We start from the raw sequence: 21254 nt of genomic DNA, 5'->3' as shown, positions 1-21254 counted from the left end.
ACTATCTTGCTTTCTTAATTTGATTGTACCAATTTTCGTCTTGCAATTCGTTCCGATGGTTCGAGTGAGCAAGGCGGTAATCTCCCTGTCCAGCGCGATCGACAAAAATAAAAATTACACCATTTTGAATTGAATTGTAATTCCATATCTCATAAGGTTCAGCGTCATAAGAACTCGGATAACGTTCTACATCATCTGGCGGTCCATAAACAATATAAACTCTGCCACGATCTGTTTTCCAACCTTTCTTGAATGAAGCTGAATAAGTTTGCTTAACAAATGCCACACGCTTCATATATTCCTCCTTGAATTCATTTATCGTAGTAGAAGGATTGATATCGCGACGCTTCCAAAAATCATACAAGAACTTTCTCTTTGCATCTAATTCGGTCAATTTTCCAAATTGTTTTTTTTCGGCATCGGTAATAATATATGAAAGCAATTCGTATTCTTCTTGGACATCATTATCGGCCATCAAAGCATATTCGCTGCTGACCATCCCACCGGAAGATAATGTACCCAGCGAATCGATCTGACCGGGTTTATAAATAAAAAATCGCTTCATAGAAACTGCTGCTGTTCGTTTAACCGTATCGCTTATCGAAATTTTAAGATTGTAAGTTCCGCCTTTAAGTGATGTAGTATTTATTGTGCCAACCTCGACACTGGAATTGTTAACACGCTTCTTGTTTTTCTCGTGCGTAATTATTTCCTTGCCCGTGGCATCTAATACTGATGTTTTCAGCATGTATTCTTCGGATGAATCTTTCTGAAGGAGATTGTAACCTTCAAGATAATAATATAGAATTGGTAAACCGGGACCGAAAAGGAGACTCGCATTCGGAATTACCTCTAAAGTATTTTTATAAAATATGTTGTTCTCATCTTTCGGTATTTGTTTAATTGACGAACAGATTTGGATATCGCTGATTGCTTCCCTATCAGTGGGGAAAAGAGAAATATTTATCGGGAACTGTAAACTGTCAACCCGCGATTTATCATTGAGATCGATTGCAATAATTTTAAAATCATATTCGCCCGGTTTCAAAAAATATTTCCTTACACCAACGAGGGTTTTACCAATCGTTAATATAGATGAATCGGTCGCATTACTTGGGACAGTCCAGTGGTCTGTTTCAACAACACTTTCGCCTTGCTTTATTCCCACGGATATATTTATACCACCGCTAAACACCCCGTCGTTGGATTTATATGACAGCTCATCGGTACGGAAGCTATAATAAGTTTCAAAAAGTACATTCGATTCGTCGCCAAAAAAACGTGTTAAATCCACATTCAATTGTAAATTATGTTTTGGTGATATTATTTGACCGTATAAATTTATATATATCAGGAAGGATAGGGATATGATAAATATGAGTTTAAATTTCATTTTTTTTCTTTCATTTTTTCTAAATTAATATAAACTAATCAGAAAACTTTTGCAAACACTATTCGCCCATCGCTTTGACGATTACCCTTTTTCGACGTAGTCCATCGAATTCGGCATAATATATCTGCTGCCAGGGTCCAAAATCGAAACGACCATTTGTAACAGGAACGATGACCTCGTGATGAATCAGCAAACTTTTCAGATGTGCATCGCCGTTAGTTTCGCCCGTCCGATGGTGCCTGTATTCGCGATTGAACGGCGCCAATTTTTCAAGCCACTCATCGATATCTTGAATCAAACCCGACTCTGCGTCGTTGATATACACACCAGCCGTAATGTGCATCGCCGATACTAATATCATTCCTTCTTTAATTCCGCTGCGTTGTAAAATTTCTTCAACATCGTTTGTTATGTTGATATAATCTCTCTGTTTTTTTGTGTTCATCCAAAGGTATTCGGTGTGAAATTTCATCTAATCATTTCCTTTATAATTTACCAAATAAATCTTTAACAATATGTTTGTTTTCATTGTCTGCATTAATAATAGCGGTGCGATTGTGTGCGGGAAATTCTTCAGAGCTGCTCCACACACCCGGTTTGCCGCTGTTTGTATATTTATAAGAAATTTCTTTCCCTTCAGGTAGTTGAACTTCCAATGCCCAAATACCGTCTTTTGCTTTTATGTCGCCGTGTGTAGCGTCGTCGTACATTTTCACTGAGTTGGGATTCCATTCGCCTAATTCCTCCACGTTCCCTGCAATATAAATCGATTCTTTAACACTAACTTTGCGTGCGTCGCACAAAAAAATAACCCGTACCATCTTCCTACCTGTTTGCATTGTTTTTATTTTTGTAACAGGACGCTTTATGATAGTTGTCGTTGCTTGAGTCTTAGGAAAATTGGGTAACTGTAATTTATATCCGGCTTTATTCGCATTTGTATAAACTCTTTCGATCCGTTGCAAAAATAATTCATCAAAAGGTTTTTTATTCGATGGCGATTCCTGATTCTCACCTGCCCACCAGAACCAATCTGAACCTTCGGCGGCGTACATTTCGTGCCACGCTTGATTAGCATACCATAATTTCGATTTAAGTTTTAATTTCTTAGAATCACAGTGAGGCACTTTATGTTTCTCTAAATCCGAGCGGACTTGCAGCAGCAGTTCCCATTCTTGATTTTTTTCTTTACTCCCTACCCATTTACTGAAATCGCCCTGAATCCAGGAACCCGGCGCAAGATGCGGCAACTTTGGTAAACCTTCGATAGGATGGGGAGGAATATTTCGCTTTGGATTACCGTAAATTAATTCAGCAGGTGTTACTGTAACTATCTGTCGTGTATGGAATAATTTTTCTAACTTACGATAAAGGGCATTCAAAAATTCTTTTCCCTCATAATCGCGGTGGAACCATTCCCAAGCATTCTCCCCGTCCATAATCACAGTTAAAATTCGTTCACGTTTTTTTTCGCGATGTCCCTGTGTAAGCACATATTTTATAAAATCATCAGCCGCTTCTTCGCCCTCTAAATACTGATATTTAAAACTTACCCTGTCCGATAATTCGGTATCACGGAAAAATATCGCTCCGTCAGAATCTTTATATTTATACGGTGTAAGATGTGATGAGTGATCATTCGAAGATTTCCGTAAAATTTGCATATCAGTCGCAACCCACTTAATGCCGCAACTTAAAAATATTTCGAGAGCTTCTTCGCTCACTGAACCTTCCGAGGGCCAAAGTCCTATAGGTAGTGTTCCAAATTTTTCTTTATAAAACTTGATCGCCTGTTTCACCTGTTCTTTTGCATCATCAGGATACGAAAATTTTTTGGGAAATTGATGATGAGGCATACATACTTTACCGACATCCGAATTGCAGATCAAAGGAATAATCGGGTGATTGAACGGTGTAGTAATTAGTTCGATTTGCCCGGTATTAGTTTTTGAGTCGTACGCTAATTTTTTATGGATTGGAATTATATTCGACATCAATTTGTAAGTTACTACTGCTAATCGCTGGCAATCGGCTTCGGTTACTGGTTTGCGTAAGTAGTATTTATGGTCAGCTTTACGTTCAACTATATCACTGATATCTATTATCGTTCCATCTGTTAACTTCATAGGTGCTTCAAGAAAATCAAGATCAAAGTTTGCAAGTGGGAACCAGAATTTGAGTTCCCGAAGCTTTTTGCGATTGTTAAGCTCGAAGTTATTTTTCAGCGCTTGTGTAAATTCGGAATGGAGTAAATCGAATTCAGGGAATCTCTTTCTTACAACTTCGTTAACGCTTAATGCACTCCACGCAGTTTTATATAAGTTGTGGATATCCTTCCGAGTAAATTTCTCTGCCGGTTTAATCAATAAATCGAAAAGAACATCGGTCTTACGATTGATATTTGGTTTTAGCCGACGAAGATAATATTCTTCAATTTGCTTTAAGAGTGAGGGTGTGAGATTCATCGTGCAATGAACATTAGGATATTTTTGCACCATCGCAGGCATACGATAATAATCTTTTGTTGAATGGGTTCGAACCCACGGAGCGACCAGATGATCTTTTTCGTAATCAATATATATCGGTTGATGCTGATGATAGATTAGAACCAGATAAATAGTTTCGCCGCGATGTTGATAAATGTCGCTCATTTATTTTAATCGGTATCTAAGATTCTGCGGATTGTATGGAAAAGATTTTCAGGCAGATACGGTTTTGCAATAAACTCTTTAACGCCTTTAGATTTCAATTCGCCGGCAAAAACTGAATCACTATATCCGCTTGAAGCAATAAATTTAATTTTCGGATCGTAAACAATTAGTTTTTCAAACAACTCAACTCCCCCAAGCTTCGGAAGTCCTAAATCGCTTAGCACAAGATTAAACGGTGGTTGGTGCGATCTATATAGATTTTCGGCTTCCTCACCATCGTTTGCAACGACGATCTTGTATCCAACACCGCATAGAATTGCTTCGAGGAGCGAGGAAATTTCCTGGTCATCCTCAACGATTAAAATCCATTCATTTTTTCCTGTTTCCATAACTATAGCTTGTACAAGCCTTTCCTGATAATATATTTTTCGACTTCTTCGTTGACGAGATATCGAATCGAACGTTCCATTTTAACACGCCGGCGAATATCGCTTGATGATATATCTAAATTCGGAACTTTAATAAAATTAGCATAACGGCTAAATTCGTTTTTAACTTCACGATCGTAGCCGGGCCTATTCATCACTATTAGTTCTACTTTCGAGATAATTTCGTTGGGTAATTTCCACTGTGGAAAATCAATTAAATTATCCATCCCGATTATAAAATATATTTGTGATCGTGGAAAGGATAAGCTCATTGAATGAATAGTATCAATGGAATATGATTTCCCTTCTCGTTTTATTTCAATATCGGAGACTGAAAAATATTTATTATTATTTAGAGAAAGTTCAACCATCTCGAACCGTTGCCTTGGCAGGGCAATTTGTAAATTAAATTTGTGAGGTGGCGAATATGATGGTACAAAAAACAGCCGGTCTAATTTTAACTGTTCTCGTACACTTTCAGCAACGATTAAATGTCCTAAATGCGGCGGATTAAATGTACCGCCGAAGATCCCAAGCTTCATCTTTAGGTTTCCGATTTTTTAATTTTTTATCAAGATAGTTAAACATTTGATGTGTTTTTTTGGGGTAGTCTATTCCGAAAGTCATCTGTGCTTGTATATCATTTTTTAAATTTTGTAAATCATAACCATTGACGATAGTCGGAAGATTATGAGTATTGAAGATAACAAGTTTATTTTCGCATGCTTTTTTAATCAGATGATCCATGTTAATAAATTGTTCATCAGTTACGCCATCGAACCAACTAGAATAATTATTCTTCATAGCTATCAAGTTGCAATTTCCTTTATCAGTCGCTGAACATACTATGCAATCGTCTTCGTAATTTAGCTGAGAGAATACCCGATTGACGAAATTGTCTTTGAACAAAGGATAATTGTCGAAATAAGCGATTACTTTGTTGTATCCTTCATTAAAAACAGTTGCGATTGCGAAAGCCACACGCCGATTATAATTTTTCTCGGTTGTATAGAGCAAGTTTACCCTGTTATGAAAGGCAAAAAGAAAATCGTCTTGAAGTTCAGTTTTACTAGTAACAAGAAATACATTCACTAGGGGCAATTGGGTCAGTATTTCCAAAAGATCGCCGAGCATTGCTGAAAAAAGCAAATCGATGTCTTCCCAGGAGATCGCAGTGTAAGGTACTTTTGGATTGCCGCGGGATAACCTTACATTTTGTGTGAATAATATTATGGCTTTCGAATTACGCATATTAATGCCGAAATATACAAAGAATTTTAATTATTATCTGAAGTTACGCAAAAGAGTCATTCTGAACGAAGTGAAGAATCTGAAACCTCAAATTCAGGCTATTTTTAGATGTTTCGCTTCGCTCAACATGACAAAAAGTCAATTCTGCGTAACTTCAGTTATTATTTTTATCTTGAAGATATCTAAAACTTAGATACACTTCATCAACCAAGATGTTTTTCATGCATTCGTGTGTACCGGTTCGACAAACGAAAATATTGCCAACAAAGTTTTTCTTTTGAATAACCGTATCCGGAGTATAACAAGGGCAGCATTCGACCTGCTTCCAAATATAAAGTGATTTACTGTTTTTCGGTGCTACCAAACGAGGATCTGATGGTCCAAACAAAAATAAAGTCTTCACACCTACCGCATTGGCAATATGGGCAGGTCCTGTATCAACCCCGATTACTAAATTGCATCTTTTCAATAATGCGGGTAATTCACCTAATGAAAATTCACCTGCTAAATTGATTATTCTATCTTTATAAAACTTTGCATTTCCTCTGATACCTTCGCACAAGTCTTTATCGCTGGTGCTGCCTACGAGTATAATTTTATAATCGCCATTTGCCAATATCTGTCCACACAAATCAGAATAATTTTCAGGATACCATCTCTTTATAGACATAGATGTTCCGGGATTTTCACCTCCGCCTGGAATAATTCCAATCAAGGAATCGTTCTCCTTTAATGAATATTTAAATAATTTTTCATTAACCAACTTTATATTTAATTCTGAAGGCTCGAACTCACCAGGCTCATCTGCCGATTTAATGCCAAACTTTGCAATTACATCGAGGTAACGTTCTGCTTCAAACTTAGTTGAATCGAAATTTACTTCATCAGTTAATAAAAACGATAATTTGTTTTCGAAACCTAATCGTTGTTTGATACCGGCTAGCCAACAGAATAGAGAAAATAAAGCATTCCTGTGAAATATAAATACAACGTCGATTTTTTTTGATCGAATTTCAAAGAAGAGTTTTATTGTTGATTGTATTTTTTTAATGAATGATTTCTTTAAGAATGGAGCATCGTAAACTATAACGTCGTCGACATAACTTACTTGCTCGACTAACTCTTTTATCCAAGATGAACATAAGTATGTTAGCTTTGCTTGGGGGTAAGTATTTTTGATATCTCGCAAAGCGGGAAGCAGAAATACTAAGTCGCCAATACAACAAAGTTTGATTACTAATATTTTTTTGGGGTCATTATTTTTCATTTACTTCAAACATAATATTTCCGGTTTTTATAAATAAATAAAGTTGTAATAACATCCGGGAAATAAGCGACAGATGTTTTTTGTAATAATATAATTGACTTTTTCGATATTCAAAATTTATTGTTTCAATTGCTTTAACCGTAGCATTTGCTTGATGAACAACTGTGGTCCCGGGAAAATAACAAATTTTATATCCTAAATTTTTAATTCGTTTACATATATCGGAATCTTCAAAGTACATAAAATATTTTTCGTCGAAACCTTTTACTTCTTCAAATATGCTTCTTCGTACCATTAATGCAGCACCGGACACCCAATCAACTTCTGCTATTTTATTATACCTAGCTTTAATAATGCGTGAATACTTTTCGTATGAATGTGATAGTCCCTTTTGCAATCTGCGAGTCCGCCATTCGTTGATGATGGATGGTGCCCAACCGAATGATAGTTGAAATCTATTATCCGGATATATAAGTTTTGGACCAACTGCTCCGACATTTTTGTTATCATTTAAAAATATAGAAAGAATCTTAGGTGTATTTTCGATAAAAGAAGCATCGTTATTCAAAAAAAATAGATACTCGCCTGTTGCTATTTCGGTTCCACGATTATTGGCAAAACCGAATCCATAATTTCGTGTAAGTTTGAGCATCTTGATTTGTGGAAAATCTTCCGACAATTCTTTTGTCCCGGTTTCAGTCGAATTATTATCTACTAAAATAATTTCAGAATCGGGTGCGTACATCAGCACAGATTCGATTGCTTGCCTTGTTAAATCGAGCCGATTGTAATTTACAATGATGATAGATACTTTCATAGAGTTTCGATTCTCCAAATCGGAAAAGCAATAACTAACGATTTCCATGAAAATCTGAGCAGGTATTTTGTATTCTCAGAAGAATCGACGATAGATCGGAAAAACCAGAAAACAGTTCTTAATGAGAACCCGATAATCATAAACAGTTTGTATAATACGACAGAATATTTTCCATAATGTTTTTTAAAATAATAAAACACATTAGAATATAATTCCAAAAATAATTCAAATTGCGTGTTCATCATTTTCGTTGTTTTGCTATGGTGATGAATTACTTGTGCTTCTGGAAAAAATACTATTTTCCATCCCTTCTGCTTAATTCTATACGACAAATCTAAATCGTTATAATTAATCGATAAATTTTCATCAAACATGCCCGCACCCACAACTGCTTCCCTTTTGATAAGAATAGCCGCAGCCATAACATGATCTACTTCTTTATCCGAACGATGGTCGAAGTATGTCATCTCACTTTTGGCAAATATTTTCGATTTCGGGAAAATGCGATCCAAAACTAACATATCGCAGAAGTGAGTCCACAAAGTAATGAAGCCACGACACGAGGGTTGAATCGACCCATCAGGATAAATGAGCTGCGGTGCACATATACCTACATCAGGGTGAGTTTCCATATAGTTTAATAATACATCCAATGTATCAGGGAAAATTGTTGCGTCGCTATTCAATAAAAAGTAATATCGACCCTTGGCAATTTTCATCGCCGTATTATTCGGTTTGGCAAAACGTTCATTCTTATTGTTTACATGAAGCAAAACTTCGGGAAATTCGATTTTAACCATTTGAACGCTTCCATCAGTTGAAGCATTATCTATCACGATAATTTCTTTAGGAGTTGAAACCCGAACGACGGATTGGAGGCAATCTCGAAGTAAATCGCATGTGTTATAATTTATTACGATGATTGAAACATCAATTGCTGATTTGTTGATTCTATTATTCACCGAGTTCATATTTGATTTTTCAAATCGATTACTACAACAATTCTGAAATAAAATTTCGGTTTAATTAATTTGATTTTATATAATACATGCACGATAAATCGTAATATAGATTTTTTCATAAGTGTATAAGGAACAATAGGATCTATTATCTTAATTTCATATTGTTTAAATAAATTATCCAGAAGGTTGCGTAATGAATCAGGGGTAAAATAATTTTTATGGTCAAGATCGAAAAAATGTTCGAAAGCCAAGCCACCGTTTTTGAGTTCATTAAAACCTTCACAATTGGGAACAGTGAGGATGATATTTTTTCGTGCAACACGTTTAATTTCTTTAAGAACATCTAATGGATTTTGGAGATGTTCAAGAACTTCAAACATAATGGCTGAATCAAAATGTTTATCAGGAAAAGGTAACTTGTCGTCGATAAGATATACATCAAAGTTTTTCTTTGCTGCAATTTCTATGTAAGCAGGATTCGCATCAACACCCACACAATCATAACCAAGTTTTTGCAATGCAGTCATATAATTACCGGTTGCGCAGCCAAAATCCAGAACACGCTTACCACAATACTGTTTACATAAATCGATGAATTTTTGGTAATAATAATCCTCCGATGCATTAAGATAGTAATCCGGGGTATTGCGAAATAGTTTTTGTTTAATCTCTTCACCGATCATAATAAGGGCTATATTCTTTTACTTTTTACTTTGTTTATAATCGCTCTAATAATTGATTTGTCATATTCATCTAAAGTACCTAAGAATATAATAGTTATAATATATGACAACAGAAAAATAAGAAAATATAAAATAATATATAACAAACCTTCAAACCTTGTTTGAACCTCTGGTTGCACGATAAATAATTGTACAATTACAATAATGCTTGATGCAATCAGGAGACTAATTAAAGGTTTAAGTAACATTTTAATATAAGCAAGAAAATCTTTTTTAATTACGGAGAAAAACTGTTTCATATAGTAAAATGCCCCGATTGTAAGCATAAGCATTGTTGATAGTGCAATCCCATTATATCCGATAGTATAAATAAATGTGAATGTTAAAATTGGGCTTACTATAAGGGCTAATATACCGACATTGCCTTCGAGATCTGTTCGGGTAATACCAGCACCGATTGTACTCGCAATTGCAGTTAGCGTATTCATAAAATAACCGAAGACTAAAATTTTGATAATAATAGATGCTGTCATAATACCGGTTTCATCTAAAGATTTTCCCATCCATGTTTGTACGATAAGTTTCGATTCTAAAAAAATAAAACCGAGAAAAAACATACCGACAATGATGAGATATTTCGATCCCCTTTCGAATAATAAATTTATTTTTATATCCTCCTTTTTAGCATCTATTTCTGACGCAACAGGAAGCAAAGCAGAAGTGAGCATAAGCGGTATACTTCTCGCTAATGAAGTTACTTTGACCCCTATTTCATAAAATGCTGCATTAGCTGGACCAAAAAAACTTAGTGCAAAAATCTTATCAACCTGAAATACTACAACTTGCGATATCCTGCTAATTTGTAAATTTATTCCAAAACGCCAAGTTTGTTTAAATTTTTCCCATTCAATATTTGAAATGCTGAGTTTGAGTTGTGGCAAAATTCGAAAAGACCAATACGATAACAAAGAAATGGAAATCAAATTAATAAAAAGACTCCCGATAATTAATCCTCGCACACCAAAATCCAAACTTAAAACTATTACTGTTTGAGTAATATTTAAAATACCTGTTGCTACAATGATTAGATTAGTAATATCCATACGTTGTAAGCCAGACAAGACTGAAGTCAGAGGTGAAAAAGTATTAAGAATTACCAAAATTGAGGTAGCAATAACAAAGACGTAATATGCCTCACTAATTAAATGATGAGGTACACCAATCAACATTAAAATATTATTACCAAATAAAATAATTACAATTAAAAGTACTAATCCGAAAACTGCGTAAAAAGCAATACTTGTAATTATAAGTGAATTAATTTCACCAAACTGTTTTTTAGCATTATATTCAGCGATATATTTTACACTTGAACTCCCTATTCCGAAATCAACAAGTCCTGCTGACGAAATAATTATTATTCCAATCACCCAAGCACTACCGTATATTTCAAGCCCCAGTTTAGAAATTACAAACGGAATAATAATAAAATTTAAAAGGAGAACAATCCAATTTCCCACAGAATTATATATCGTATTTTTTATGATCCGCTTCGATAACGGATGGACAATACTTGATATTTGAATATCTGACATTATCTGGGAAGAATAAATTTAACAAACTTCGATAATACTGGAGGAAAGTAATAGTCAATAAATATATTAATATAATATTTATGCTTTTGATAACTTTTTCCAGGATTACCGTAAATAATTTTAGGTTTTATTATTATTTGAAATTTTCTGATAATTAAAATAATAAAGCTATCACAAATTGTAATTAACTTGGTTATAAGTCGAGTCCAAAGTGTATAGTGTTTATCCACAAATTGATTAAGACTGAGTAAAAATCTCCCATAAAAAACTGAATTATCGAGTCTCATAAAGCTGCTTCCCCCTTTATGAATCATCGAAACAGCATTATAACAAAGTAACCGCCAACCACCTTTGCGAATCCGGTAGCACCAATCAACATCTTCGAAAAAAAGAAAGAAACTTTCATCCATTAAGCCAACCGTCTCTAATACTTCTCTACGAATCATTATACATCCACCCGGACTTTGTTCAACTTCAAACTGAGTGGCATTTTCTTCAAAATATACTTCCAAATATTTTTTTACAAGGTACGGATGTTTAAATGTAAATTTAGATAAGGATGTATAAAATAACAAAATTTGCATAAGTGTCGGTAATTTTCTGTAATATCCCCGTTGTAAAGATCCGTCTAAATTTATGAGCCGCGGCGCAACAGCACCGACATCTTTCCGAAACTCAAGCGTGTTAATCAGAACTTGGATTGATTCAAAGTTCGATACTATGTCGGCATTTAAAATCAATAAATATTTCCCGCGAGCATTATTAATCCCTTGATTTACTGCTGCGGCAAATCCTAAATTTACCTGATTCGCGATTAGTATTGCGTTCGGGAATTTTGAACGCACCATTTGAACACTGTCATCTTCGGAAGCATTATCAACAACAATTATTTCTAAATTTAAAAAACCCGACCTATCTGTTAACGAAGTTAAGCACGTTTCGAGATCTTCACACGTATTCCAATTTACAATGACCACAGAAAGAACATATTCATAAGGATTACTCATATTTTGTTTTCGTAACCTTAACTTGCCTTATGCGTCGTTGACTTTTCTTAATTATCTTGAAATTCAAATTCTGATATTGAACCTCGTCATTCATTTCTGGAATTCTACCGGTGATCTTATATAAAAATCCGCTCAAAGTATCATACTCAACATCTTCAGAAATTTCTGTCCCGAATTTTTCATTGAAATCTTGTATATTAATTCGGGCATTCACTAATGACGAACCATCGGTTGATATTTCAACTTCTTTTAATTCTTCATCGTATTCGTCGTGTATTTCGCCAACTATTTCTTCCAGAATATCCTCCAACGTAATGATGCCCTCTGTTCCACCGTATTCATCTATGACAATTGCCATGTGAATTTTTTGTTTTTGTAATTCACGCAGCAACACACTTATTTTTTTAGTTTCTGGTACAAAATAAGCAGTACGAATGATATCGTGCAATACAATTATATCCCGATGCTCTAAAAGGCTTATTAGATCTTTTGTATATACAATGCCGATTATATTATCAATGGACCCGGAATATATCGGAATACGCGAGTAACCCTCCTCGAGTACAATATTTACAAGTTTTTCGCGCGGTGTATTTATTTCGACTGCTATTATATCTGTCCTCGGTACCATAACTTCTTTCGCAGTAGTATCTGTGAACTCGAAGATACTTGTTATCAGTTCCTGCTCTGTTTTATCAATTGCTCCGGTTTTTCTTCCTTCTTCCAATAAAATTTTTACCTCTTCTTCAGATACCCTCGATTCAGAAAAATTGGTTTGATCTTTAAAAGGTTTCAAAATTAAATTACTGATGGTTTGTAAAAGAACAATCATCGGTTTGCTGGCAATTGAAATCCAAAAAAATGGAAATGCAAAGAACAACGCTAACTGTGCCGGAAATTTTAAAGCTATGGATTTGGGAATTAATTCACCCGCAAGAATTGCTACAAATGCAAACAACGGTATTATAATTAAAAGGGAGAAAGCGCCGCTATGTTCACTCAGAAAATAAACTTCCAGCGATTTTAAGTAGGGAGCAATTTCATCTAAAGCAAACAGTCCTGCTAAAAACGCTGCGATGCTTAAACTTACTATGAAAGTAACATTCGCCGTTGCGATTATACTTTCAGGATTTTTTTGGAAATTTTGAATTATTTTTGCCGCTTTACTCCCGTTATCTACTAAATCTTTGATAACACTTTTAGGGGAATTAAGGAAAGCTGTTTCGCAAGCAGCCATTATCCCTGAAATCATAATAAAAAACGAAATTGGTAACAAATAATTCAATTAAATCTTTCGAGTTGTTCTACTTATTTTTCAAACATAATTTACGAGAAAGAAAATATATAATCAAACGTTAAGGTAAAGTAGCTTTGAATGCCTGATAACGATCCGCAAAAATATTACTTTCAGTTGGCTGTGGATCGCCTATTTTATTCATCTCTTTGTTAACAAAATCGACTCGATCCTGAGGCAGTGGGTGTGTCGATAACAACCTCTCGATACTTCCGCCACGTTCTCCTTTTGTTGCCTGAATTTTGTCGAAGAAATATTTTATCGCACCCGGATAATACTCGGTGTCTTTTAAATACCTGATCGAATAATCATCCGATTCAGTTTCATCCGAACGGCTGTTTGCTAAAAATGCCAGACCCGTAAACATGTTTGCTGCAATTTCAGCTAATTGTGAAGGCGATTCACCTAAAATGACTGAAACCAACATACTTGCACCATAATACTTAGTTAATCGTTGAGTAGCATGACGTCGTTCAGCATGGGCAATTTCGTGTCCAATTATACCGGCAAGCGTTGCTTCGTTATCTAAAAATTTTAACAGCCCTGTATAAACATAAATATATCCCCCCGGTGTTGCAAAAGCATTAATTGTATTATCGTCATGTACAATTTCGAAACTATAAGCATACAATCCACGTTTTTTAACATGCGGTGAATTTAAAATTTTTTGTCCTACCTGTTCAACGTAACTCTTAACATCATTTCGGTTTTGAAGTAAGGGATATTCCTGAGGTTTGCTTTTAATTTCCCCATCAAGCTGTTGCCCTAATTTAACATCGTCCTGATCCGAAAATATATTGAAAGCCAAACTTGCACACATAAAACTGAAGCTGGCTAACCAAATTGTAAGTATAGAATAAACAAAATATTTTTTCATTGGTTTCTCCTAATTTAATTTTAATATCTTACATTCACGAGTGTTAAGCCATGAGGCGGTGCCAATGTGCCCGCTTTCGCTCTTGCTTTTTCATTTAATACTCTTCTAAAATCGTCTAAATCGCGATAGCCACGTGCTACGTCCACCATCGTTCCAACTAAACCACGCACCATTCCATATAAAAATCTGTTTGCTTCGATCTCATAAATCAAATTGGTACTTTCACTTTTCCATTCCGAACGAAACACATTACTCAAATAATGTTCATTACCCGCATCTAATTTACAAAAACCTTCAAAGTCATGAATTCCCAAAATCAAATTTGCGCATTCATTCAAAATTGTGTTGTCAATTTTGTACTTTACAAACCACGAATATCTTCTTCGTAATGCAGAAGATTTTGTTGTTATCAAATAGGAATATTCACGCGACTTGGCTGCATAGCGAGCATGGAAATCGAAATCCACATCTGCTGCCGCATCTATGCAAACATCTTCAGGTAACAGTGCCGAAAGACTTTTTTGTAATTGACCGACATTCATTTTTGAGTTACAGCGAAAGTTAGCAACCTGACCACGCGCATGCACACCACTGTCGGTTCTTCCTGAACCGACCACATTTACTTCCTCTTGTAAAAGATTTGCGAGCACTTTTTCGATAACTTCTTGAACACTTCTTCCGTTCGGTTGTCGTTGCCACCCCACAAAATCGGTTCCGTCGTATTCAATAAGTAGTTTAATATTTCGCACGTTCAATCAAAACAATTTTGAAATCGTAAACACAAATTCCGGATGATTAGCATTAACACGTAATTTGCTGTTAATCTGGAAATTATTTGTAACGCCGGACTGCTTGTTATATTTACTGGCTAACATCCCGGCGTTTATTGCGCTGACGATATGATTTGCTAAAATTGCACCCACAATAAACTGCCGACTGTTAAATACTTCATCACTTTTGATTCGAATATAGCGATATTTTTGTCTGCTCGCTTCGTTATTCCATTGCCAATAATAATTTGAATTAGGATCGTATAATTGATCTTCTTCTCTGTCCTGCAATTTTCTTTCGTTGTACCAATATATATCAGAATAATTCCCGATATTTACAAAAAATTTATCGTCCTTTCCATCTAAATTTACACCGGCATTAGTAACTGCAAAAAGTCGTGCATCGTTTTTCAACCATGTCCCATATAATTGCACGGAAGTAAATGTCAACCAAAGAAATCCTTCGGCAGATGTCAGATATTTCCCTCTGCTGTAATCACCGGTATATAGCTCGCCCATTCCGGGAAGTACCAGCGAGAGAGCAACAGCAAGTGGTACAGATTTTTTTTGAGAAGCGCTATAAGCAGAAAATACTGAAGCGTTTCGGGATTCAAGTTCGATTGACTGATTGAAAAAGTCTACAATATTTTTATGACCGTTATCTGAATTAGATAATGGCTGTGTGATAACCGCCTGCACACCGAAGAAGAACATGAAGACACAAATTATTTTTTTCATACGATTACATCTCCTTCACAATAATCTTTATTTACATTTTTAATTAGCGTCGGTACAATCCTATTAAAAAGATTTTCAGTCGCTGTAGTTTTTACCCGAATATAATTTGTTGAGAAACCGGATAGAAAACCGTTTTTAATGTTGGTTTCGTATAATACCCCTAATCTTTTACCTACAAATTGTGAGTAAAATTCGAAACGCTTTTTCGTACTTAAGATACGAAGTTTTTCGTTTCTGTAAAAGCGCGACTTTGGTTGAATGGAATTTGGATAAGAAGCAGCCGGAGTATTAGGGCGTTCAGAATATGTGAACACATGCATATACGAAAGGGGTAAATCAAGCAGAAAATTATATGTTTCGTCGAAAAGTTCATCCGTTTCGCCCGGGAAACCAACTATTATATCCGAACCGACGCCTGCCGTATTATCTATCGATTTGATATATGTAATTAGTTTTTTAAAATCTTCTCTCGTGTGCCGGCGCCTCATTAAACGTAAAACTTCGTTCGAACCGCTTTGCAAGGGAATGTGAAGATGATTACACAACTTATCCGACTCTAAAATAAAATTGACTAATTCCTCAGTCAATAAATTTGGTTCGATTGAACTGACTCTGATTCGCTCGATTCCATCAACCCCTACAAGCTCTTTGAGTAACTGCAATAAATTTGTTCCACTTGCTTTACCAAAATCACCGACATTAACTCCTGATAGAACAATTTCTTTATATCCTTTTTCGGCTAACCACCGGGCTTGTGATACAAAAGTTTCAATTGCCTGGCTTCGGCTAGACCCACGTGCGAGGGGAATTGTGCAATATGAACATTGGAAATCGCACCCGTCCTGTACTTTTAAAAATGCACGTGTCCTTTCATCAGCTTCACCCGAATAAGCAAGGCCAAAGTCGTTTGCATTTTTAATTTCGGAAACAAACACTTGAGCCGGGTTATTCTTTTTAAAAGAATTGCAGTGAGTGAACAGATTAAATTTTTCCTGTGTACCTAAAACCAAATCGACTCCTGCAATTGATGCCACCTCTTCTGGACGCAATTGAGCATAGCAACCCGTTACTATTATGAAGGCATCCGGAGATCTTCTAACTGCACTTCTAATAATTTTTTTGCATTCTCTATCTGCCCTTTGAGATACGCTGCACGTATTGATTACATAAACATCGACTTTGTCTGCAAATTGAGATACAGTAAATCCGTTCTCAATAAACTGTCTGCCAATGGTTGAAGTTTCAGCAAAATTTAGTTTGCAACCTAAAGTATGGAATGCTACAAGCTTCATAAATTACGTTTTGTTAAATACAAAAAAGAGTTGACCCCTTACGAGCCAACTCTTTTAACATTAATGAAAATAAATGACTACTGAATTTCATCAGGTGCCGGAGCGTTACCTAATTCCTCGAATGAAGCAATTTCGGAAGGCTGTGGAGCTTTCACGAAATCTTTTATCGTCATAGGAGGTAATTTGTGTTCACCAACGTACTCGTCGACTACTTTTTGTTCTTTGCCGCGTAAAAATTCGATTACGGAAAGCACAATTTTCTTTGCGTCTTTATCGAACTCAATTACTTTCAAGTTCAATACATCGCCAACTTTAAAAGTATCAGCAATATTTTTCACTTGTATAGTTGCGAGTTGAGATGCTGGAACAAATCCCTCGACACCGAGAGGTAATTCAACGATAACACCTTTTTCGATAATTCGTGTAAGTGTTCCATCAATTTCGACACCAACTTTATAAGCTGTTTCGAAAGCGTCCCACGGGTTATCCATGATTTGTTTATGTCCTAATGATATCCTTCGTTGTTCAACATCAACACCGAGAATTACAACATCGATAGATTGGTTTTTCTTTACAACTTCGCCTGGATGACGAATTTTCTTTGTCCACGACAAATCGGAAATGTGAATTAAACCATCGACACCTTGTTCGAGTTCAACGAAGACACCGAAGTTGGTTAGGTTACGAACAACACCCCGGTGCTTTGAACCTACAGGATATTTTTGAAGTAGATTATACCAAGGATCCGGTTCTAATTGTTTAATTCCAAGTGAAATCTTTTTATTTTCTTTATCAAGACTCAAAATAATTGCATCTACCATTTGCCCCATAGATACAACTTGAGAAGGATGTTTGATGTGTTGAGTCCAACTCATTTCTGAAATATGAATTAGTCCTTCTATTCCCTTCTCAATTTCCACAAACGCTCCATAATCGGTGAGGGAAACAATTTTACCGTTAATTTTCATTCCTACAGGATATTTCTCTTCGATATTTTCCCAAGGATGAGCGGCAAGTTGTTTAAGACCGAGCGAGATCCGTTTCTTATCAGGATCATATTCAGTTACAACGACGTTGATTAGTTGATCGAGCTTTACAACTTCAGTCGGGTGATTTATTCTGCCCCACGATAAATCAGTGATGTGAATTAAACCATCCACGCCGCCCAGATCAACGAACACACCAAAATCAGCAATTGCTTTTACTGTACCTTCAAGTATTTGTCCCTTTTCAATTGAACCAAGTATAGCATTTCTCTGATCTGCCATTTCTTCTTCAACGAGAACCTTGTGGCTTACTACAATGTTTTCTGCTGTGTTATTTACTTTAACAATTTTTAAATCCATTGTTTTATCAATAAATTGATCGAAGTCGCGGATCGGTTTTACATCAATTTGAGATCCGGGAAGGAAGGCTTCGATTCCCCAAACATCAACAACGAGCCCACCTTTTATGCGTCGCAAAATTTTGCCTTGGATAATTTCGCCGGTTTCGTGTACTGTAGTAACCTTTTCCCAAACTCGCATAAAGTCGGCACGCTTACGTGACAAAACAAGCTGACCATCTTTATTTTCTACGCTTTCAAGGAATACTTCGATCTCATCGCCAACTTTGAGTTCGTCGATATTTGAAAATTCTCCGATTGGGACGCTGCCTTCCGATTTGAATCCAATATCTATCGATACTTCATTTTCGCCGATTGCAACAATTTTACCTTTAACAAGTTGATTTGCAGAAACTTTACCAAAAGTTGCTTCATACAAACTCGTAAGTTGGCTGGTCTCCTCTTCGCCGTATTCTGCCTCCATAATTTTATTTAATAAATAAGCATGGTCATGACTTATTCTCGGAATTGTTTTTTTCTCTGCATCCTGAATCGACGCTGCTGAATCAGTTGCAGATGGTACAGTTGTTTCTTCTAACATTAAACCTCCTAAGGTTTTTTCTGTTTTTTTTTTAAACAGACGTTCTTATATGCCTGTGATCTTTATCCGCCATCAGGAAAAAGTGAGCACACGCATCAAGAAAAATTATTTTTAGTTATTATTTTTGTTTATTTAATGATGGCTTGATAAATTTTTATTTTTTAAGTTTTCAATATAGTTCTTAATTCGCTGCATCAACCATTGCGGTGTCGATGTAGCACCGCTGACACCAACTGTTTTTGCATCCACGAACCAGTCGAGATTGATTTCGTTTTCATCTTCTACAAAGTACGAATGTTCGTTTGCGTTTTTACAAATCGTGTAAAGCACTTTACCGTTTGAACTCGATTTGCCGGCTACGAAAATAACAACATCGTTTTGTTTAGCAAATTCCCGAAGTTTATTTTCACGCCCGGATACTTGTCCGCAAATAGTATCTTTCGCAACAAATTGAACAGCCTCGTCTTCAATGGAATCTACTACCAATTCATTAATCCGCTTTTTTAACTCATCGCGAATCTTATAGAACGTAGTCTTATCCATCGTTGTCTGCGAAAACAGAACTGTATTCTTATTACAATCTACTGAATCGATTTCAACGAGCGATCCAATTACAATACCTTTACCATTTATTTGCCCTAACAATCCGATTACTTCGGCGTGGTTCTTTTTTCCAAAAATAATTAATTGGTAACCCAATGCATCATAATTTCGGATCCGTTCTTGTACCTTTGTAACTACCGGACAAGTTGCATCTATCAGTGTTATGTTGAATTTCTTGGCTAACTCGTAAGTTTCGGGTGGTTCACCATGTGCACGTATTAAAACTGTAGAATTTTCGATTTTGTGAAAATCATCACGAGTAATAGTTACCAATCCTAATTTGCTTAAGCGGGAAATTTCAGAGGGATTGTGAATTATCTCACCTAAACAGTACAACTTGTTCGATTTATTTAATTCGTCTTCAGCTATGTTTATTGTACGAACAACGCCCCAGCAAAATCCTGAATTTTTATCTATACTAACTATCAATTTTCTTAATTATTTCTAAAGCTTTATTCACGATAAAATCCACTTGCTGATTTATCGTTAAGTTCGAAGTATCCAATATTATTCCATCGTCAGCTTTTTTTAACGGGCTTTCGGTGCGATTTGAATCTTTCGCGTCGCGCTCATTGATATCTTTAATCAAAACTTCAAAATCAGCAGTAGTTCCTTTTTCAGCCAACTCTTTTTGCCGACGTCTTGCTCTTTCTTCAATACAGGCAATCATAAATATTTTTAAATCGGCATTCGGAACTACAACGGTACCAATATCGCGACCTTCAAGAACAACTCCACCGTCTGTGCACATTCTCCGTTGTTGCGTTACCATTAAATCTCTTACGCGCTTATAACTGCTAATTGCACTAACAGCAGAGGTTACTTCTTTGTTCCGTATAGTTTCAGTTACATCTTTTCCGTTTAATAAAACTTTCGTTACTTCGTTTTTTCGTTCAAACTCAATTTTACAATCGCTAATTGCATTATAAACCGATGCTTCATCTTCCGGATCGATATTATCTTTTATAATTTTCAGTGTAACTGCCCGATACATTGCCCCGGTATCAACATGAATGTAATTTAGCCTTTCGGCAGTAAATTTAGCTGTTGTTGATTTCCCGGAGGCAGCGGGTCCGTCTATTGCTATTACTATTCGCTTCAATTTTTGAAAAATATACTTAATTTTCTGTTCTTAAGCAAAAGTATTATTTCCTTAATTGATGATATATTGAAGCGACAGCAAAAATTTTAATGGCATCCCACAATGAAAAAATTAAGAAACCACTCATCAACGATTTAGCAATATCGTTTAAAAATACAAAGTTTAAGTAAACAGTTCCGAAACTGAAAATTAATAACATACCTACTGTAACGGAAATAATTGTCCACACATACTTGCCATTTAGTGTAACTAAATATCCTGTAACAAAAGCTGCGATCGGAAAACTCAACAGATATCCACCGGTAGGTCCGATTAATTTAGCAAAACCAAAACTAAAACCGGCAAACAAAGGCAATCCCATTACACCGAGAGATAAATAAATTAGCTGACTGAAAAATGCGTTCCGAGCGCCAAGTACAACACCCGAAAGCAGAACAAAAAATGTTTGAAGTGTAAATGGAACAGGTTGAGTGGGAATTTCGACCCACGCTCCAACTGCAGTTAGCGCCACGAATGCGAAAACCAACATGGCTTGAACGGTTAAACCGTATCGTAAAATGAAATGAGGTTGAATAGTTAATGATTTTGAAATTTGCATT

21 protein-coding genes are annotated in these 21254 nt (G+C 35.7%); all 21 read right to left on the bottom strand.

Annotated features, from left to right (window positions below):
- Window position 1 precedes the first annotated feature (1 nt).
- Window positions 2-1393, bottom strand: coding sequence for a GWxTD domain-containing protein (locus QME58_05140; protein ID MDI6803217.1), 1392 nt, complete (start codon window positions 1391-1393; stop codon window positions 2-4).
- A 58-nt stretch (window positions 1394-1451) separates the two neighbouring features.
- Window positions 1452-1865, bottom strand: a complete 414-nt coding sequence (locus tag QME58_05135; GenBank protein ID MDI6803216.1) for a secondary thiamine-phosphate synthase enzyme YjbQ — start codon at window positions 1863-1865, stop codon at window positions 1452-1454.
- A gap of 13 nt (window positions 1866-1878) precedes the next feature.
- Window positions 1879-4044 (bottom strand): carbohydrate-binding module family 20 domain-containing protein, encoded by a 2166-nt coding sequence (locus QME58_05130; GenBank protein MDI6803215.1) that lies wholly within the window; start codon window positions 4042-4044, stop codon window positions 1879-1881.
- Window positions 4045-4049: 5 nt separating this feature from the next.
- Entirely contained in the window at window positions 4050-4433 is a 384-nt protein-coding gene (locus tag QME58_05125) for a response regulator (protein ID MDI6803214.1), read from the bottom strand.
- Window positions 4434-4435: 2 nt separating this feature from the next.
- Window positions 4436-5014, bottom strand: coding sequence for a nicotinate-nucleotide adenylyltransferase (nadD, locus tag QME58_05120; protein MDI6803213.1), 579 nt, complete (start codon window positions 5012-5014; stop codon window positions 4436-4438).
- On the bottom strand, window positions 4983-5723 hold the full coding sequence (locus tag QME58_05115) for a hypothetical protein (GenBank protein ID MDI6803212.1): 741 nt from the start codon (window positions 5721-5723) through the stop codon (window positions 4983-4985). Before QME58_05115 ends, nadD begins: the two co-directional genes overlap by 32 nt.
- A 154-nt stretch (window positions 5724-5877) precedes the next feature.
- On the bottom strand, window positions 5878-6990 hold the full coding sequence (locus QME58_05110) for a glycosyltransferase family 9 protein (GenBank protein MDI6803211.1): 1113 nt from the start codon (window positions 6988-6990) through the stop codon (window positions 5878-5880).
- Window positions 6980-7807 (bottom strand): glycosyltransferase family 2 protein, encoded by an 828-nt coding sequence (locus tag QME58_05105; protein ID MDI6803210.1) that lies wholly within the window; start codon window positions 7805-7807, stop codon window positions 6980-6982. The genes QME58_05110 and QME58_05105 overlap by 11 nt, the downstream gene beginning before the upstream one ends.
- A complete protein-coding gene (locus QME58_05100) occupies window positions 7804-8778 on the bottom strand; it encodes a glycosyltransferase family 2 protein (protein ID MDI6803209.1) in 975 nt (324 codons plus the stop codon). Before QME58_05100 ends, QME58_05105 begins: the two co-directional genes overlap by 4 nt.
- Window positions 8775-9452, bottom strand: coding sequence for a class I SAM-dependent methyltransferase (locus QME58_05095; GenBank protein ID MDI6803208.1), 678 nt, complete (start codon window positions 9450-9452; stop codon window positions 8775-8777). Before QME58_05095 ends, QME58_05100 begins: the two co-directional genes overlap by 4 nt.
- A gap of 8 nt (window positions 9453-9460) precedes the next feature.
- A complete protein-coding gene (locus QME58_05090; GenBank protein MDI6803207.1) occupies window positions 9461-11047 on the bottom strand; it encodes an oligosaccharide flippase family protein in 1587 nt (528 codons plus the stop codon).
- Window positions 11047-12054: a glycosyltransferase family 2 protein gene (locus QME58_05085; protein ID MDI6803206.1), complete on the bottom strand. Its 1008-nt coding sequence runs from the start codon at window positions 12052-12054 to the stop codon at window positions 11047-11049. Before QME58_05085 ends, QME58_05090 begins: the two co-directional genes overlap by 1 nt.
- Complete coding sequence (locus QME58_05080; protein MDI6803205.1) at window positions 12047-13306, bottom strand: hemolysin family protein; 1260 nt, start codon at window positions 13304-13306, stop codon at window positions 12047-12049. The genes QME58_05085 and QME58_05080 overlap by 8 nt, the downstream gene beginning before the upstream one ends.
- A 103-nt stretch (window positions 13307-13409) precedes the next feature.
- The gene (locus QME58_05075) at window positions 13410-14225 is read right to left on the bottom strand and encodes a M48 family metallopeptidase (GenBank protein MDI6803204.1); all 816 of its coding nucleotides are present in this window, start codon (window positions 14223-14225) and stop codon (window positions 13410-13412) included.
- Window positions 14226-14245: 20 nt separating this feature from the next.
- Window positions 14246-14974: a tRNA pseudouridine(38-40) synthase TruA gene (truA, locus tag QME58_05070; GenBank protein ID MDI6803203.1), complete on the bottom strand. Its 729-nt coding sequence runs from the start codon at window positions 14972-14974 to the stop codon at window positions 14246-14248.
- 6 nt (window positions 14975-14980) lie between these two features.
- Window positions 14981-15733 (bottom strand): hypothetical protein, encoded by a 753-nt coding sequence (locus QME58_05065; protein MDI6803202.1) that lies wholly within the window; start codon window positions 15731-15733, stop codon window positions 14981-14983.
- Window positions 15730-17025, bottom strand: coding sequence for a tRNA (N(6)-L-threonylcarbamoyladenosine(37)-C(2))-methylthiotransferase MtaB (gene mtaB / locus QME58_05060; protein ID MDI6803201.1), 1296 nt, complete (start codon window positions 17023-17025; stop codon window positions 15730-15732). The genes QME58_05065 and mtaB overlap by 4 nt, the downstream gene beginning before the upstream one ends.
- Window positions 17026-17102: 77 nt before the next feature.
- Entirely contained in the window at window positions 17103-18950 is a 1848-nt protein-coding gene (rpsA, locus tag QME58_05055; protein MDI6803200.1) for a 30S ribosomal protein S1, read from the bottom strand.
- 132 nt (window positions 18951-19082) lie between these two features.
- Window positions 19083-19982 (bottom strand): 4-hydroxy-3-methylbut-2-enyl diphosphate reductase, encoded by a 900-nt coding sequence (locus tag QME58_05050; GenBank protein ID MDI6803199.1) that lies wholly within the window; start codon window positions 19980-19982, stop codon window positions 19083-19085.
- On the bottom strand, window positions 19972-20646 hold the full coding sequence (cmk, locus tag QME58_05045; protein ID MDI6803198.1) for a (d)CMP kinase: 675 nt from the start codon (window positions 20644-20646) through the stop codon (window positions 19972-19974). The genes QME58_05050 and cmk overlap by 11 nt, the downstream gene beginning before the upstream one ends.
- Window positions 20647-20698: 52 nt before the next feature.
- Entirely contained in the window at window positions 20699-21253 is a 555-nt protein-coding gene (locus QME58_05040) for a biotin transporter BioY (GenBank protein ID MDI6803197.1), read from the bottom strand.
- Window position 21254 lies beyond the last annotated feature (1 nt).

It is taken from the genome of Bacteroidota bacterium, from assembly GCA_030017895.1.
In the GTDB taxonomy this organism is placed as follows: domain Bacteria; phylum Bacteroidota; class Ignavibacteria; order UBA10030; family BY39; genus JASEGV01.
Note: the sequence above shows the minus strand (reverse complement) of the source record. Positions and strands in the feature narration are given on the sequence as shown.